At 67.0% G+C, this 15,339-nt stretch carries 12 protein-coding genes; 3 read left to right on the top strand and 9 right to left on the bottom strand.

Annotated elements, in window-relative coordinates:
• Positions 1-50: 50 nt before the first annotated feature.
• The 5 genes from KBW95_RS13455 to KBW95_RS13435 form a co-directional block, all read right to left on the bottom strand.
• Positions 51-1,883 carry a glycoside hydrolase family 2 protein gene (locus KBW95_RS13455; RefSeq protein ID WP_211528492.1) on the bottom strand — a complete coding sequence of 611 codons (1,833 nt, stop codon included), beginning with the start codon at positions 1,881-1,883 and terminating at the stop codon, positions 51-53.
• Positions 1,870-2,967 (bottom strand): galactokinase, encoded by a 1,098-nt coding sequence (gene galK, locus KBW95_RS13450; RefSeq protein WP_211526523.1) that lies wholly within the window; start codon positions 2,965-2,967, stop codon positions 1,870-1,872. The genes KBW95_RS13455 and galK overlap by 14 nt, the downstream gene beginning before the upstream one ends.
• Before the next feature lies 1 nt (position 2,968).
• Positions 2,969-4,075 (bottom strand): Xaa-Pro peptidase family protein, encoded by a 1,107-nt coding sequence (locus KBW95_RS13445; protein ID WP_211528491.1) that lies wholly within the window; start codon positions 4,073-4,075, stop codon positions 2,969-2,971.
• Positions 4,072-5,253 (bottom strand): galactose-1-phosphate uridylyltransferase, encoded by a 1,182-nt coding sequence (gene galT, locus KBW95_RS13440; RefSeq protein WP_229429735.1) that lies wholly within the window; start codon positions 5,251-5,253, stop codon positions 4,072-4,074. Before galT ends, KBW95_RS13445 begins: the two co-directional genes overlap by 4 nt.
• A gap of 385 nt (positions 5,254-5,638) precedes the next feature.
• A complete protein-coding gene (locus KBW95_RS13435; protein ID WP_211528490.1) occupies positions 5,639-7,159 on the bottom strand; it encodes a dipeptidase in 1,521 nt (506 codons plus the stop codon).
• A 129-nt stretch (positions 7,160-7,288) separates the two neighbouring features.
• Here KBW95_RS13435 and KBW95_RS13430 point away from each other — a divergent pair, with 129 nt between their 5' ends.
• The gene (locus tag KBW95_RS13430; protein WP_211526526.1) at positions 7,289-8,155 is read left to right on the top strand and encodes a pirin family protein; all 867 of its coding nucleotides are present in this window, start codon (positions 7,289-7,291) and stop codon (positions 8,153-8,155) included.
• Here KBW95_RS13430 and KBW95_RS13425 read toward each other — a convergent pair.
• Positions 8,141-8,533, bottom strand: a complete 393-nt coding sequence (locus KBW95_RS13425) for a hypothetical protein (RefSeq protein WP_211526527.1) — start codon at positions 8,531-8,533, stop codon at positions 8,141-8,143. The genes KBW95_RS13430 and KBW95_RS13425 overlap by 15 nt on opposite strands.
• A 445-nt stretch (positions 8,534-8,978) precedes the next feature.
• Between KBW95_RS13425 and KBW95_RS13420 the strand changes: the two genes are divergently transcribed.
• The gene (locus tag KBW95_RS13420) at positions 8,979-10,004 is read left to right on the top strand and encodes an asparaginase (protein WP_211526528.1); all 1,026 of its coding nucleotides are present in this window, start codon (positions 8,979-8,981) and stop codon (positions 10,002-10,004) included.
• A 5-nt stretch (positions 10,005-10,009) separates the two neighbouring features.
• Here the strand turns inward: KBW95_RS13420 and KBW95_RS13415 are convergent, their stop codons facing one another.
• The gene (locus KBW95_RS13415; protein ID WP_211526529.1) at positions 10,010-10,867 is read right to left on the bottom strand and encodes a hypothetical protein; all 858 of its coding nucleotides are present in this window, start codon (positions 10,865-10,867) and stop codon (positions 10,010-10,012) included.
• 106 nt (positions 10,868-10,973) lie between these two features.
• Between KBW95_RS13415 and KBW95_RS13410 the strand changes: the two genes are divergently transcribed.
• Positions 10,974-11,759, top strand: coding sequence for a hypothetical protein (locus KBW95_RS13410; RefSeq protein ID WP_211528489.1), 786 nt, complete (start codon positions 10,974-10,976; stop codon positions 11,757-11,759).
• Between the two features lie 169 nt (positions 11,760-11,928).
• On the opposite strand, the gene KBW95_RS13405 is transcribed toward KBW95_RS13410, so the two are convergent.
• Complete coding sequence (locus KBW95_RS13405; RefSeq protein WP_211528488.1) at positions 11,929-12,624, bottom strand: fumarylacetoacetate hydrolase family protein; 696 nt, start codon at positions 12,622-12,624, stop codon at positions 11,929-11,931.
• A gap of 2 nt (positions 12,625-12,626) precedes the next feature.
• Positions 12,627-15,320, bottom strand: a complete 2,694-nt coding sequence (locus tag KBW95_RS13400) for a GAF domain-containing protein (protein WP_211528487.1) — start codon at positions 15,318-15,320, stop codon at positions 12,627-12,629.
• Positions 15,321-15,339: the final 19 nt, after the last annotated feature.

The raw sequence follows: 15,339 nt of genomic DNA, 5'->3' as shown, positions 1-15,339 counted from the left end.
TGCTCACTGCACATGGGTGCAGGGAACAGGGCTGTGTCCGCATCCAGCGCTCAGGGATGCTGCTGCGTTCCCTCCGGCATGGCCGGGTCGCCCGTCGGTTCGGGATCGCGCCGCTGCATGCTGATGTTGCGCGTGGCCGCGCTGATCACTTCCAGCGGCAGCTTCGGCGTGCGGTCGGCGTTCAGCAGGCCATTCGCCTCCTGGAAGGTATCGGTGAACTGCGTATAGCAGAATCCGCTGAACATGAAGGTCTCGTTCACCACCTGCAGCAGGCGCCGGTAGGACGCCAGGAAGCTTTCCGCCGTGTGCGCGCGGGTATAGCCCCAGGTCGACTTGTCCGCTTCCGGATCCTGCTTCGGATCGTAGGCGATGCCGCCGAACTCGGTCAGCACGATCGGCTGGCCACGGTGCGGGAAGCCGTCCAGGGTCAGGATGCGGCCGCCAGGACGCCGCTGATCGAACAGGGTGCGCACCGGATCGGTGACCGCATAGCGCGCCTGCAGCTTTTCCGGGTCGGCGTCGTAGTCGTGGATGCCGAGGATGTCGGTGGCCGAGGCTTCCCAGCCGTCGTTACCGATCACCGGACGGGTCGAATCGAGCGTGCGCGTCAGGTGGTACAAGGCCTCCACCGCGTTGCGGTGCGCCTGGGTGAGCGTCAGGTTCGGCACGCCCCAGGACTCGTTGAAGGCGACCCACACGATGATGCAGGGGTGGCTGTAGTCGCGCTGGATCGCCTCGGTCCATTCGCGCACCATGCGCGTGATGGCCCGCGAGCTGAAGCGGTAGGCCGAGGGCATCTCTTCCCACACCAGCAGGCCCAGGCGGTCGGCCCAGTACAGGAAGCGCGGGTCTTCGATCTTCTGGTGCTTGCGCACGCCGTTGAAGCCCATCAGCTTGACCAGTTCGACATCGCGCTTGAGGTGCTGGTCGGACGGCGCGGTCATGAAGGATTCCGGCCAATAGCCCTGGTCGAGCACCAGGCGCAGCTGGTAGGGACGGCCGTTGAGCATGAAGCGGTCGCGGTTGATCGACACCGAGCGCAGCGCCGTATAGGAACGGATGCGGTCCAGCACCACGTCGCCGCAGCGCAGGGTCACCTCGGCGTCCAGCAGGGTCGGACGCTCCGGGCTCCACAGGATCTCGTTGCGCGAATCGTCGATGCCGGGGTCGGACAGCGCGATCTTGCGGTTCGCCTCGCCGGCCAGCAGCTTGTAGTAATCGTCCGCCAGCAATTGCTCGCCGTGCCAGATCTTGACCTCGACGAACAGCTCCTGCTGGATGTCGCCGGCGGCGAACACTTCGCAGCCGATCTCGTAGGTCTCGAAGATCGGGGTCCAGCGCAGCGAGGCGATGTAGGTCGGGGCCACCTGCTCCACCCACACGGTCTGCCAGATGCCGGTGGTGCGCGGGTACCAGATCGAGTGCGGCTCCAGCAGCCAGTCCTGCTTGCCGCGCGGCTTGGCCAGGTCGGCGGGGTCGTCCTCGACCCACAGGGTCACGGTCTGCTTGCCGTCCTTCTTCATGGCGCCGGTGATGTCGGCCGAGAAAGGCGTGTGGCCGCCTTCGTGCTCGGCCACCAGCTGGCCGTTGACCCACACCCGCGCCGCGTAGTCGACCGCGCCGAAGTGCAGGATGGTGCGGCCATCGCTGGGCGCCATCTCGAAGTCGCGCTCGTACCAGCAGACCCGGTGGAAGCCCGTGTCCTGGATGCCGCTCATTTCGGTTTCCACCGCGAAGGGCACGGTGATCTCATGGGTCCATTCGGCGACGCCGTCCGGCATGCTGTAGCGGCCTTCGTCGTCGAAGCAGAAGCGCCACTTGCCGTTCAGGTTCAGCCACTGGTCGCGCACCAGCTGAGGACGGGGGTATTCAAACTGATTCATTGTTGTCCTTTCTGTCAGTCGGAACCGGAACCAGGATCCGGCCCTGTCGTCCATGCTTGTTGTAGGCCGCCAGCGCGATGGCGGCGGCTTCTTGTGCGTGGCCGGCCCGGCACAGGGCCACGCAGGCGCCGCCGAAGCCGGCGCCGGTCAGGCGCGCCCCGAGCACGCCCGGCGCCGCGCGCAAGGCTTCGCACAGCTCGTCGAGCTCGGGGATCGATACCTCGTAGTCGTCGCGCAGGCTGAAGTGCGACGCATTCATCAGTTCGCCGAAGCGCTCGGCGCTCACGCCGCCGGCCGCTTCCAGCACGCGCAGGTTTTCCTGCACCACGTGGCGCGCCCGCTCGCGCAGCGGCGACGGCAGGCTCTCCACCGATTGCGGGTCCGTCACGTCGCGCAGCGCCTGCACGCCCAGCTTGCGCGCGGCCTCCTCGCATTCGGCGCGGCGCTCGTTGTACTTGCTGGCGGCCAGCTTGCGCGCCACGCCCGAGTCGATCACGATCACTTCCGCATCGACCGGCAGCGGCACCAGGCGGTGCTCGAGCGTGCGCGCGTCGATGAACAGCATGGTCTCCTGGTCGGCCAGGCTGGACGCCATCTGGTCCATGATCCCGCAGTTCACGTGTGCATATTCGATCTCGGCGCGCTGCGCGATCTGCGCCAGCTTGACGTCGTCGAGCTGAAAGCCGAGCAGCGCGCGCATGGCGCGCAGGGTCGCCACTTCGAGGGCCGCCGAGGACGACAGGCCGGAGCCGACCGGCAGGTTGGTCTCGACATAGACGCGCAGCGGCGGCACCTCGATGCCCGCCGCCTGCACCAGCCGGATGCAGCCCTCGATGTAGCTGCCGTAGCCCTGCGGCGCATTACCGTCGCGCGCGAAGGTGACCGTGGCGTCCATGGTCGGCGAATAGAAGTGGAAATGGTCGTCGCCGCTGCGGCTCATCGCCACCAGCGTGCGCTGCGGCGTGGCGGCCGGCAGCATGTAGCCGTCGTTGTAGTCGGTGTGCTCGCCCAGCAGGTTGACACGTCCGGGTGCCGAGGCGTTCACCTCGGGCGCGCCGCCAAAAAAGGTGTCGGTAGTCAGCATGTCATTGCGCCTCCAGCCAAAGCGGCCGCTTGCGGCCATGTACGTCCAGCGCCGGCCAGGCCGGGTCGAACGTCAGATTCTCGAGCCCTTGCGGGCCGAGCAGGAAGGTGTCTTCGATCTTGAGTCCCTCGAAGCTGGGATTGAACGCGAACGCCATGCCCTGCTCCAGCTGGGTGGCGGTGCTCGCGGTGGCGACGATCTCGCGCGCCAGGTAGCCCGTGATGCCGCCCTGGTGGTGCTCACGGATCGCGCTCTCGCGGTCGGCATGGTGATAGGCCTGGGCCAGCGCGTGGTACACGGCCGACAGCGACTTGCCCGGCATCACGGCCGCCAGGCCGGTCGCCTCCACGTCCATCAGCGCGCGCTGCCCGTCGGGCGCCGGCCCGAAGCTCACAAAGCGCGTGAGGTTCGCGTACAGGCCGTGGCGCCGTGCGCAGAACACCAGCATGGCGCGCTGGCCGATGCGCTCGCCGGACGGCGTCGGATGGCGGTACAGCGGCAGGCGCCGTTCGCCGGCCGCCAGCACCAGCGCGGGATGGATGCCGCGCCGCCACAAGGCCTCGGCGCCGGCGCCGGCCAGTTCGTATTCGGTCCATTCCGGGCGCGCGCGGCGCAGCACCTCGCTCATCGCCTCGGACGCTTCGCGGCCCAGCACGCGGTAGCGCTCCTGCTCCGCCGGCCCCAGCACCATGCGGCGCTGGCGCAGCCCGAGCGGCAGCGGCTGCTCCGGGGTGCCGTTGAGATGGTTGGGGCGGTCCGACAGCACGGCCCGCCCGCCCGCGGCGTTCAGCACGAAGCGGGCACGCAGCTCGGGCTCGGCCCAGGGCTCGATATGGAAGGTGAAGCCCGGCGGGACTTCTTCGTTGCGCAGGCGTTCCGCTTCGATCTCGTCGGTGAGTACGCAGGCTTCCTCCGGCGTCACCAGCACCTCTGCCACGCCGGTCTCGGCCGCGTGCAGGACGGCGCTCGAGCCGCCCGCGGTGATCCAGGCGAACCAGTCCATGCCGCGCAGCCGGATCGCGCCCGCGCCCGTCTGCTGGAGGACGGCGCGCAGCGCGGCCAGCTTGTCGCTGACCTCGGCGCTGCGCACGTCGAGGGGGCCGCTCATGCGGGCTCCTCCAGGTTTACCTCCACCTGCTGCAGCTCATAAGCGGTGGTTTCGGGCAGCACGTCCATGGCGAACATGCCGGCCGCCAGCTCGGTGCCGGCCAGGTACTTGAGGCGGTCGCGGGTGCGGTAAGGCGGATAGAACTGGCAGTGCAGCTGGGTTTCCGGATGGTCCGCGCCATCGGTTGGCGCCTGGTACCAGGCCATCAGGTAAGGGAACGGGCGGTTCCACAGGTTCTCGAACTTGAGCAGCACGGTCTTGAGCGCGCGCGCCAGCCCCTCGCGCTGGGGCGGCGTCAGGGCCGCGAAATCCTTGCACGGCGCGGTCGGCATTACCCAGACCTCGTAGGGATAGCGGGCGCAGGCCGGTACGAAGGCGATCGCGTGGTCATCCTGGTAGAGCACGCGCTTGCCGTCGGCGGCTTCATCGCGCGCCATGTCGCACAGCAGGCTGGTGCCGTGCTGCAGGAAGTATTCGCGCTCCTGGGCCAGCATGCGCGCCGGCACCGACGGCACGAAGGGATAGGAATAGATCTGGCCGTGCGGATGGTGCAGGGTCACGCCGACTTCGGCGCCGCGGTTCTCGAACGGCAGCACGTAATGGATGTGCGGCTGGCTGCCGATGCGCACGGTACGGTCGCCCCATACCTGCAGCAGCAGCGCGATGCGCGACAGCGGCAGGTGGGCCAGGCCGCGGTCCGGGTTCTGGGTGAACACCACCACTTCGCAATGGCCGTTGGCCGGCGCGGTCGGCACCGTTACGGTCGGCGGGTCGTGCGACTCCAGCGCCAGCGATGGGAAGCGGTTGTCGAACACCGCGATCTCGTAGTCGCCGGCCGGCATTTCGGTCGGATGCTCGGGATCCCTGGTCGGCGCCAGCGGGTTGTATTGCGGCGGCGGCTGGTAGGTGCGGTTCTGGCGGAAGGCGGCATAGGTCACCCACTCGCCGCGCAGCGGATGCCAGCGCAGGTGCGGATTGGCGTGCTGGGGATCGGCGAAGGGACTGGGCGCGACAAGCCCGTCCGGGATCGGCTGGTTGCTGTAGAGAGTGAGATTGCGTCCGTCCGGCTTCTTGAGGTCTTTACTGTGCATGGCAATCAATAAGTTGTCGGTGACGTCCGGCGCGAAGGCAAGCGAGGTCGATTCGCTGCGATCGCGGTTAATGACCGATCCTAACATGCTGTTTTCGCCACATTTTCCGGGCAGAACGGAGTCATTTTCCGAGCGTCAATGACCCTGTCGGCCGAGGCTGGGAGCCCCTGGACGCAACTACTTGACTCTCCTAGGGAGAGCGCTTTGACTTGCCCTCATACCGCCCTCTGTTGTAGTTCTATTCCTACAAGATGATTAGAACTATTTACACATTTTGGCGCGAAAAACACTTACAGGCTGAGCAGTGGCTCAGCAGCGGACATCGAGCTTGGTAGATCGGTAATTTTCTGCGGGAAACGGGCAGCGTAGAGCGACCGAAGACGGGCAAGGGCCAGCCCAAATGCAGCGTGGGCGGCACCCAGTCCACGAGACTGGATGACCGCCCACGTCAGGAGAAGCGAAAGAAGTCTGCTTACTTGGCCAGCTCGACCAGCACCGCCGTATACATCTGCAGATTCAGCAGCAACTGCTTGGTCGTAATGAACTCATGCTCCGAGTGCCCCGTATAGACCTTGCCCGGCATCGCCGGCCCGAAGCTCACCGCATGCGGGAACAGGCGCGAATTGGTGCCGCCGCCGACCGCGACCGGCTTCGGATCTTTCATGCCAGTGAAATACGAGAACACGCCCATCAGGGTCGGCAGCTGCGGCGGATTCTTCTGCACCCACGGTTCGTTGATGCGCACCGAGATATTGGCCAGCGGCAGACGGCGGCCCTGCCATTGCGCCAGCGCGGCGTTCACTTCATTGGTCAGCTGCTCGGTGCTCTTGCCCTGCGGGCGGCGCATGTTAATCGACACTTCGATGCCGTCGTCGCGCTGCTTGATGACGGTGGGCGCGAAGGTCATTGGTCCCATGAAGCCGTCGCGGTAGGCGATGTTGCCGAACTTTTCGGCATGAATGCCGGTCCCCACCATATCGTTCAGGTAGTTCACCACGCCGCCGGCGGTCGTGTTCGGCCAGTCCTGCATTGCCAGCGCATCGGCCAGCATGCTGATCGCGTTGACGCCGTCTTCCGGCTTGGACGAGTGCGCCGACACGCCCTTGGCGCGCACGGCCAGGTTCTTGCCCTGCCACTCGTAGGTATAGCGCATGCCATCCTGCTTCGCGCCGCGTGCGCGGATCAGCTTTTCCAGTTCCGGGGTCGCGTTGGCGATCACTGCCTGGGCGTCTTCCGGGATCTGGCTGCCGAAGAAGCCGCCGCCGAATTCCGCCACGTAAGGCGCGCCTTCCGGCGCCGCTTCCGCGCCCTGCTTCGGAACGGTCACGGCCACCGTGCCATAGCCCTTCTCCGCCGTCACCGCCGGATATTCGGCGTCGAGGGTGATGTTCATCTGCGGCGGCTCATGGGTCTTGAGGAACTCGACCAGCGGCCCCCAGTCCGATTCCTCGCCCATGTACACATAGAGTTCGATGCGCTTGGACAGCGGCACCTGGCGGTCCTTGATCGCCTTCATCGCATACAGCGCGGTGGCGATCGGTCCCTTGTCGTCCTCGGCGCCACGCGCCAGCAGCTTGCCCGGCTCGCTGGTGCGGTCCAGCACGAAGGGCGACTTCTTCCACTTGCTCGGATCGACCGGCTGCACGTCGCCGTGCGTAATGACGCCGACGCGCTCGCTGCCGCTGCCCAGTCCAACGATCACGACCCAGCCGTGGTCGGCGTAGTCCAGGCCCAGGCGCTGGGCTTCCTGCTTGAGCGCGGTCTTGAAGGCAATGTGGACCGGGTTCTTGTCGGATGGGACCTTGGGATCGGCCACCGTGTTGTAGCTGACCAGCCTGGCCAGGGTGTCGACGATGTCGTTCTGGTAGGTGGCGACCGCGTACTTGGCGGCCTTGACGGCGGGCTCGCTGGGCGCGTTGGTATTGACGGGTGCGGCATGGCCTGCGGCGGCGGACGCCAGCAGCAGGCTGGCAAGCAGTGTTGTTCGAATCATGTGTTGCCAGTCTCCAGTGCAAAAGCTGTGATTGCAAAAGCGCAATGAGTCTAGCATAGGGGGCGTGCGCGCGTGATCCGGTCTTCCGGCTATCTTAGTGGGATCACTGAACCTCTTCAGGAAACCGGCATGAGCGACAAGAGCATCCTGCGCATCCACCCCGCACAGCGCGACGACATCGGCGACCTGGTCACGCGGCGGCCCTTGCCGGGCCCGCTGCTCGAGCGGATCGATCCCTTCCTCTTCCTCAATCACCACGGTCCGCAAACCTATCCGCCGCACAACCGCGGCCTGCCTTTCGGGCCGCATCCGCACCGCGGTTTCGAAACCGTGACCTTCATCGTCGAGGGCAGCCTGGCGCACCGCGACAACGCGGGGCACGAAAGCGTGATCCGTGCGGGCGGCGTGCAATGGATGACCGCGGGCAGCGGCATCGTGCATGCGGAAGTGTCGCCGCGCGATTTCCTCGACCAGGGTGGCCCGGTCGAGATCCTGCAGCTATGGGTCAACCTGCCTTCGCGCCTGAAGATGAGCGCGCCGGCCTATGTAGGTTTGCAGGAAGAAGAAATCCCCGCCCTGCCCCTGGATGAGGGCAAGGTCACGTTGCACTTGATCGCGGGGCAATGGGAGAGCACGCCGGCGCCGATCCAGTCCCTGACCGGCGTGTTCATGAGTACGCTCGAAATGCGGGCGGGCGGACACTTCCATGCGAAGGTCGCGCCGCCGCGCAAGGTCTTCCTGTACGTGGTGCGTGGAAGTATCGCCGTGGGCCGCCATGGCGATCTCGTCAACGCAAACCATCTTGTCGAGCTGGGCGACGATGGCGAGGCAGTCGACCTGCACACCGAATCCGGCGCCCTGCTGCTGTTCGGCCATGCCGAACCGATTCGCGAGCCCGTGGTCGCCCACGGGCCTTTCGTCATGACCACCCGCGCCGAGATCGCGCAGGCGGTCGCCGATTACCAGGCCGGCCGCTTTGGCTCAGCGCTTGGCTAAGGCCAGCGCCTTGCCGGCGCCGGTGCTGACCACCACCTCATCCGGGACGTCGGCGCCGGTGAAGGCGTAGCGGACGTCCTTGTCGACCGCCACGAACTTCCCTTTGCCCACGTGGATGATTTCCGATGGGCCATCGCCGAGGTCGGCGGTCAGGACGCGGCGCTGACCCTTGACCATTTCGGATACCGTCAGCACGCGGCCATCGTCCAGCGCATAGTCGCCTTGCACACGGTCGAACATGCGCGGCTTCATGTGTACTTGTTTCGGCTGGCTGGCGCGCACTTCCACGCGTCCGGTGTCGGCGCCTTGCGGGGCGGCGGCAGCGGTGAAGGATAGGACGGCGGCGCCGGCGAAGAGGACGAGGTGTTTGATGCGCATGATGAAGCTTCCTTTCAGGTCGAAATCCAAATAACGGACCTGGCGGCTGGTCTTGCGGTCGCAGGTCCCACGTTGTTCAGTTTCGCCAGCGCTGCTGTGTGTTGTCTGGCGATGTAGACAGTGTAGCCACGCCACCCGCGCTGACAAGCGAGCTTGGACCGAAGCGCGGAATTCGTGCGACGAATTGCGAAAAACGGGGACCAGACGGAGGGATGCATACAGGCGCGCCCATGCGATGTCTGCACGCCGTACAGATGTGTCGCGAAGCGCGCTTCCTGCTGCGCTCCGCAAGCTGTATATGCTTGTTCAAGCGCATGCCGATCTGGCCAGAAAGCCTGTAGATAAAGGCTCCGTTAGCGATACACCCATCCTCGCGCGGAGCGTGCGTCTGCATGTCTCGCGATGCCGTAGAGTGTCGCTGTCCACACTTTCATCGCTCCGACTCATGCAACCAGTTCCCCTCGCCGCGACCACGCGCGGCTATCCCGATAGCGGCTTTGCCGTCGAAAACGTGCACGCCGGTTCGGTCGCCGTCGTCGACCTGCGCGGCCGCCTGCTGTGGCAGGCGGGCGACCCGCACTACCCCACATTTACGCGCTCCGCGCTCAAGCCTTTCCAGGCCCTGCCCTTCATTTTGTCGGATGGCCCCGCGCGTTTCGGCCTGACGCGCGACGAGCTCGCGCTGCTGTGCGCCAGCCATTCCGGCGAAGAGCGCCATCTGGCCGGCGTGCGCTCCATCCTTGGCAAGATCGGCCTCGACGAAAGCCATCTCGAATGCGGCTGCGCCACGCCGCTCTATTACGAAGCCATGGGCCAGCCGGCGCCGCAAGACCGCACCTGGACCCAGCTGCATCACAACTGCTCCGGCAAGCACAGCGGCTTCCTGGCGTGGTGCCGCCTGCGTGGGGCGCCGACCCAGGGCTATGTCGACCGCGCGCACCCGCTGCAACAGGCCATCCTCAGCACCCTGGCCGACGCCGCGGGGCTGCCGGCCCAGCAGATGCCGTCCGGGATCGACGGCTGTTCCGCGCCCAACTACGCGATGCCGCTGTCGCGCCTGGCGCATTTGTATGCACGCCTGGCGCAAGGCCCTGCCGACGCGCAGCTCGGCGGCGCGATGGGCGTCCTGTTCGACGCGATGACCGGGCGGCCGGACATGGTCTCGGGCGAGGAGCGCACCGACCTGTTCTGGATGACGGCGGGCGGCGGCGACTGGGTGGCGAAGATCGGCGCGGATGCGGTGCAGGCGATCGGCATCCGCTCCGCCGGGATCGGCATCGCGATCAAGATCCAGGACGGCGCCAGCCGCGCGCTGCATCCCGCGACCTACAGCGTGCTGGAGCAGCTTGGGCTATTGGACGATGCGCGCCGCGCGCTGCTGGAGCGCTACCGCCAGCCGGCCATCAGGAACGCGCGCGGCACGGTTGCCGGCGACGTACGGCCCCTGTTCACGCTGCAGCGGGCGGGCTGACGGGTTCAGGCCGCGAGCCTGCGCAGCATGGCCGCGATGGCGTCCAGCACCGTGTCGTCCTGCCAGTAGAGGTTGTGCGAGAGCGGGTTCCAGCTTTTCAGCACCATGCTCAGCACGCCGGCGTTGGCGTTGATGGCGCGGTCCTCGACCAGGGCGCGGTAGCCGCCCGAGAGCGGCTGCAGCGGCCAGCCGAGGGCGTCGTCCGGGTCGTAGTAGTTGATCCACTTGAACAGGCTGGTGGGCGGAGCGATGGGGATGATGTGCATCTCCTTGTGCGCGGCGACGAAGATCGGGATATTGCAGCCGGTGGTGATCATGCCGGCGCAGGTGCCGGCGCCGATGAAGCCGCGTTCGCTGGCCGTCAGTGCACGCCCATAGGCCTGCTGGGCCCAGGCGTCGATATTGCGCCAGATGCCGGCGCCGACCGGCTTGCCGGCGGCCGCCTTCTGGGCATCGTAGATATAGCTCGACAACACCTGGCAGCCCAGCGACTGCGCCAGGAACACCACCGGCATCCCGGGACGCACCGCGTGCGCCGACATCAGGGCGCGCGCGATTTCGCCCTGGGCGAGTTCGTAGACCGAGCCGGGAATTTCCTTGCGGTTCTCCAGGCCGGCCGCATCGCCGAAGCCATAGAGGACGAACTTGCGCAGGTCGTCGTAGCGGACCGTGCTCTGCGAGCGCGTGCGGTCCCACACCAGCTGCTGGTTGTCCTGCAGGATCTTCTGGTAGTACACCGAGCGCATCACCGCCTGCTCCGCCACCGTGCCGAGGCGGGTGCGTACGGAGGCCATCAGTTCGTCCGCGTAGTTCGGCGGGGTCTCCCCCATGCCGTGCACCGTGATCAACGCCACTTGCGCCATGATCTTCTCCCCTCGCCGGCTCTGCGGCCGGCCATGGCGCTAGCCTACCAAATTCCGGGCGCGTACGGTCGCGCTACGCGAAGCGCAAGCTGGCACAATGGACGCCATGGACATCCTGTTTGAACGCTACCTGGAGGCGATCCGCACGCTCGACCTGGCGCGGGTCGGCTCGCCTTCCGAAATCCCCGAGAGCTTCCTGCTGGCGCGCGAGGGGCGCTACAGCAGCTACTATATTCCCTTCGAGTCGGTGAACTCCGCCGCGCGCGTGGTCGTGGTCGGGATCTCGCCCGGCTTCGTGCAGTGGAAAAATGCGATGCGCGAAACGCAGCGGCAGATGACGGCCGGGGCCACGGTCGAGGCCAGCTTGCGCGCGGCGCGCCTGACGGGGGCGTTCAGCGGGGCGATCCGGCCGAACTTCGTGGCTCTACTGGATGCGATCGGTGTGCAGCGCTGGCTGCGGATCGCCAGTTGCGCCACCTTGTTCGATGTGGATGCGCCGCTGGTGCAGGTGAGCGCGATCCTGCGGCATCCGGTGTTCGTCGACGGGAAGAACTACAGCGGGACGCCGGCGATGCCCAGGCAGGCGTTTTTGCGCGAGGAGATGCTGCGCTATTTCGCGCACGAGGCGGCGATGCTGCCGGACGCAGTGTATATCCCGATGGGAGCGAGCGTGAGCGAAGGACTGGACTGGCTGGCGCGGCAAGGGGTGCTGCGTGAGGATCGGATATTGCATGGCTTGCCGCATCCTTCAGGGGCGAATGCGGAGAGGGTCGCGTATTTCCTCGGAAAGAAGGAGAAGGAGGCCTTGTCGGGGAAGACGAATGGGGAGATGATCGATCTCGCCCGGGAGAAGTTATTGGAGCAGATGCGGGTGCTGATGGCTAGCGGCTAACCTTCTCGGTGTGCGGAGAAACTTGGGTTCCGGCCGAGGGGGACGCCAAGTCCCGGAACGACGGTTTTTAGGTAGCGTGTCGCAAGAATTTTTCGCCTACGTCACTTAGCACGTCGTTCCGGGACTCGGCGTCCCCCTCGGCCGGAACCTAAGTTTGCATGCTCAATAGTTAGCGCGAACCGATTTCGAGCTCGAATGTCCCAACACCATCCACCCCACCCCGCACCCGATCCCCCGGCTGCAGCGCCCCAACCCCCGACGGCGTCCCCGAATAAATCAGATCCCCCGCCTCCAGCTTCACGAAGCGCGACAGGTAACTGATCACATCCGCCACCGGCCAGATCATCTCGTTCAAATCCCCCTGCTGCTTCACCTGCCCGTTCACCTCCAGCCAGATGCGCCCTTGCGCCGGATGCCCGGTCTCGCTCGCCGGCCGCAATGGGCTGCACGGCGCCGACGCGTCGAAGCCCTTGGCCATGTCCCACGGCCGCCCGGCGTCCTTGGCCGCCGCCTGCAGGTCGCGCCGCGTCAGGTCCAGTCCCACGCCGTAGCCCCAGACCATCGCCAGCGCCTCCTCGACGGGAACATCCGCCCCGCCCGCGCCCAGCGCCACCACCAGCTCCACCTCATGGTGCAGGTCCTGGGTCATCGGCGGATACGGCACCGCGCCGCTGGCCGGCACCACCGCGTCGGCGGGCTTGGTGAAGAAGAACGGCGGCTCGCGCGACGGGTCGCTTCCCATCTCGCGCGCATGGGCGGCGTAATTACGGCCGACGCAGAACACGCGGCGCACCGGAAAACGTTCGGCGGAACCCGCCACGGCCACCGAAGGCGCGGCGGGAGCGGTGATGACGAATTGGGACATGCTCATCCTTTCAATGACGGAACGCCTATCATACCCGCGCCGGATTCCAGGATGCGGCCCAGCGCCGTCATGTCCACCGGCTTGACAAGGTGGTGTCCAATGCCCGCGGCGATCACCCGTTCGCGGTCCTTGGGCTGGCCGTAGCCGGTGATGGCCACCAGTACCGTATGCGCCGTCTCGGGCTGGGCGCGCAGCCGCTCGGCCAGCTGGTAGCCGTCCATGTCGGGCAGGCCGATATCGATCAGCATCATGTCCGGCCGCTCCCTGCGCGCCCGCTCGATGGCGGACGCGGCATCGTATTCCACCGAGGCCGCATAGCCCTGCACGCTCAGGAGCATGGCCAGGCTGTCGGCCGCGTCGGTGTTGTCGTCGACGACGATCAGGCGCAGCTTGCGCTCCGGGCGCGCGCCGGCGCCTACGATCGGATCGGGGCGCGGCGCATACTCGCCATCGGCCGCCGCCAGCACGCACGGCAGGGTCAGGGTGAAGGTGCTGCCCAGGCCGACGCCGTCGCTGTGCGCGCGTACGTCGCCTTCGTGCAGCTCCACCAGCTTCTTCACCAGCGCCAGGCCCAGTCCGAGCCCGCCCTGCGAGCGCGCCAAGGTGCGCGCGCCCTGCGTGAACAGGTCGAACACGTTCGGCACCAGCTCGGCCGGCATGCCGGAGCCGTTGTCGCGCACCTCCAGCCGCATGCCTCCTTCGTCCGCCTGGAGCGTGAGCGCGATGCGGCCCGCCTTCTGCGTGTACTTGGCCGCGTTGTTGAGGATGTTGGCGACGCTCTGCACCAAGCGCGTGTGGTCGCCCTTCACGTACACCGGTTCCTCCGGCATCTGCACCGTCACCTGGTGCGCTTTTTCCAGCACCAGCGGGCGGGTCTGGTCGAGCGCGCCGGACACCACCTCGCGGAAGTCCACCAGCCCGAGCTTGAGCTTGACCAGTCCGCGCGTGACGCGCGAGACGTCCAGCAGGTCGTCGATCAGGCGGCTCATGTGGCGCACCTGGCGGCTGATGATGGTGCTGGTCTGGCAGATGCGCGGCTCGTCCGCGAACTGCATGCTCAGCAGGCTGGCCGAGCTGCTGATCGGCGCCAGCGGGTTGCGCAGCTCGTGCGCCAGCATGGCCAGGAATTCGTCCTTGGTGTGGCTCAGGCGCTCGGCCTTCACGCGCGCCGCGCGCTCGCTCTGCAGCAGGATGTCGCGCTCCTGGGCCGATTTCTGCGACAGCTGGTACAGACGCGCATTGTCCATCGCCACCGCCGCCTGGGCCGCGATGCCGGCGACGATGCGTTCGCTGCGCTCGGTGAACATGCCGGGCTCGGGATGGCCGAAGAACAGCCCGCCCAGCAGCTTCCCGGAATGCGACACCACCGGCATCGCCAGGAAGCTGCGCACCTCCAGGTGTCCCGCCTCGATGCCAGCATGACGCGGGTCGAGCGTGATGTCGTCGCAACGGACAGGTCCATCGATGGCGAGCACCGGTGCGAATACCCCGCCGGCCGAAGGGTGACCGAGCTGGTCGCAGGCGACGCCGGACAAGGCGTGCAGGTGCATCGGCTCGCCGTCGTCCCCGTAGAAGCAGGCGCCGAAGCGCGCGCCGGTGAGCTCGGTGCCGGCATCGGTCACCGTCTGCAGCACGGTGCGCAGGTCGAGCGTCGACGCCAGCACCTGACCGGTGCGGTTGACCATCTCGAGGATGCGGGTCTCGTCGCGCAGCGATTCCTCCACGCGCGAACGGCGCACCACCTCGCGCGTGTGGCGGGCCACGTCCTCGGCCATCGCCAGCTCCTGGTCGGTCCAGTGGCGCGCGCTCTTCTCGTGCAGGTAGAAGATGGCAGCCAGCCGGCCCTCTTCCATGATCGGCACGATGATCATCGAACGCGCGCCGATGCTGGCGTAGCCGGCCGCATAGGGCGCGGCGCGTTCGTCGAGGGCGATATCGTCCAGGCGCAGGGTGCGCCCGGCCTGCAGTTGTTCGATGATGGCGGGGCCGAAGCTCTCCAGCGCCCGCGATTGGCCGGCCAGGCTGGCGATGCTGCCGTCGGTCCAGTCGCGGTCCACGGTGATGGTGCGTCCTTGCGGGTCGATCTCTCCGTAGCCGACGCGGGCCACGCCCAGGGTCTCGCCGGTCATGGCGCTCGCCGCTTCCATGATGTGGACGGCGTCGACCAGGCCGCCGAGGGTCTCGCTCAGTTTCAGGTGAAAGGCGTGGCGGTGCTCGGACAGCACGTCGGACGTGGTGTCGGACAGCACGCAGTACACGCCGGCCACTACGCCGGCATGGCGCACCGGAGCGAAGGAGGAGCGGAAATAGCGGCGCTCGCGCTTGCCGTTGCGCTCGAATTCCATCAGGGCGTGATCGAGCTGGGTCGAGTCGCCCGCCTGGGCGCTGCGGAAGGCGCTTTCCAGGCGCGGCCACAGCTCCGGGCGCACTTGCGGAAACGGCGCGCCCTGCGCCGCCGGGTGCTTGTCGCCCAGGAGTTCGGCATAGGCGGCGTTATAGAACAGGCGCAGTTCCGGCCCCAGGGCCATCAGCATGGGAAAGCGCGAGGCTGTGATCAATTCGGCAAGGGCGCGCGGCCCCTCCGGCCAGGCGTCGGGTTCGCCAAGGGGAATGGTGGGCCAGTCGCGGCCCTGCGGATGGTCCGGCAGCGTCATACCGCCGACAGCCACCGTGAGGAAGCTGCTGTCGTTGTTCATCAGGATTACCCCGTTCGGA

Origin of the sequence: Massilia sp. ZL223, assembly GCF_018119395.1 — a bacterium.
Classification (GTDB): domain Bacteria; phylum Pseudomonadota; class Gammaproteobacteria; order Burkholderiales; family Burkholderiaceae_D; genus Telluria.
This window is presented reverse-complemented; position numbering and strand designations above follow the sequence as displayed.

What these genes read in the sequence shown, in the direction of transcription:
- KBW95_RS13415 (WP_211526529.1), bottom strand. Translation starts at nt 10,867, where the DNA reads ATGGCGCAAGTGGCGTTGATCACGGTGCACGGCATGGGGGAGACCCCG.
- KBW95_RS13445 (WP_211528491.1), bottom strand. Translation starts at nt 4,075, where the DNA reads ATGAGCGGCCCCCTCGACGTGCGCAGCGCCGAGGTCAGCGACAAGCTG.
- KBW95_RS13400 (WP_211528487.1), bottom strand. Translation starts at nt 15,320, where the DNA reads ATGAACAACGACAGCAGCTTCCTCACGGTGGCTGTCGGCGGTATGACG.
- KBW95_RS13420 (WP_211526528.1), top strand. Translation starts at nt 8,979, where the DNA reads ATGCAACCAGTTCCCCTCGCCGCGACCACGCGCGGCTATCCCGATAGC.
- KBW95_RS13425 (WP_211526527.1), bottom strand. Translation starts at nt 8,533, where the DNA reads ATGCGCATCAAACACCTCGTCCTCTTCGCCGGCGCCGCCGTCCTATCC.
- KBW95_RS13430 (WP_211526526.1), top strand. Translation starts at nt 7,289, where the DNA reads ATGAGCGACAAGAGCATCCTGCGCATCCACCCCGCACAGCGCGACGAC.
- KBW95_RS13410 (WP_211528489.1), top strand. Translation starts at nt 10,974, where the DNA reads ATGGACATCCTGTTTGAACGCTACCTGGAGGCGATCCGCACGCTCGAC.
- KBW95_RS13405 (WP_211528488.1), bottom strand. Translation starts at nt 12,624, where the DNA reads ATGTCCCAATTCGTCATCACCGCTCCCGCCGCGCCTTCGGTGGCCGTG.
- galK (WP_211526523.1), bottom strand. Translation starts at nt 2,967, where the DNA reads ATGCTGACTACCGACACCTTTTTTGGCGGCGCGCCCGAGGTGAACGCC.
- KBW95_RS13435 (WP_211528490.1), bottom strand. Translation starts at nt 7,159, where the DNA reads ATGATTCGAACAACACTGCTTGCCAGCCTGCTGCTGGCGTCCGCCGCC.
- galT (WP_229429735.1), bottom strand. Translation starts at nt 5,253, where the DNA reads ATGTTAGGATCGGTCATTAACCGCGATCGCAGCGAATCGACCTCGCTT.
- KBW95_RS13455 (WP_211528492.1), bottom strand. Translation starts at nt 1,883, where the DNA reads ATGAATCAGTTTGAATACCCCCGTCCTCAGCTGGTGCGCGACCAGTGG.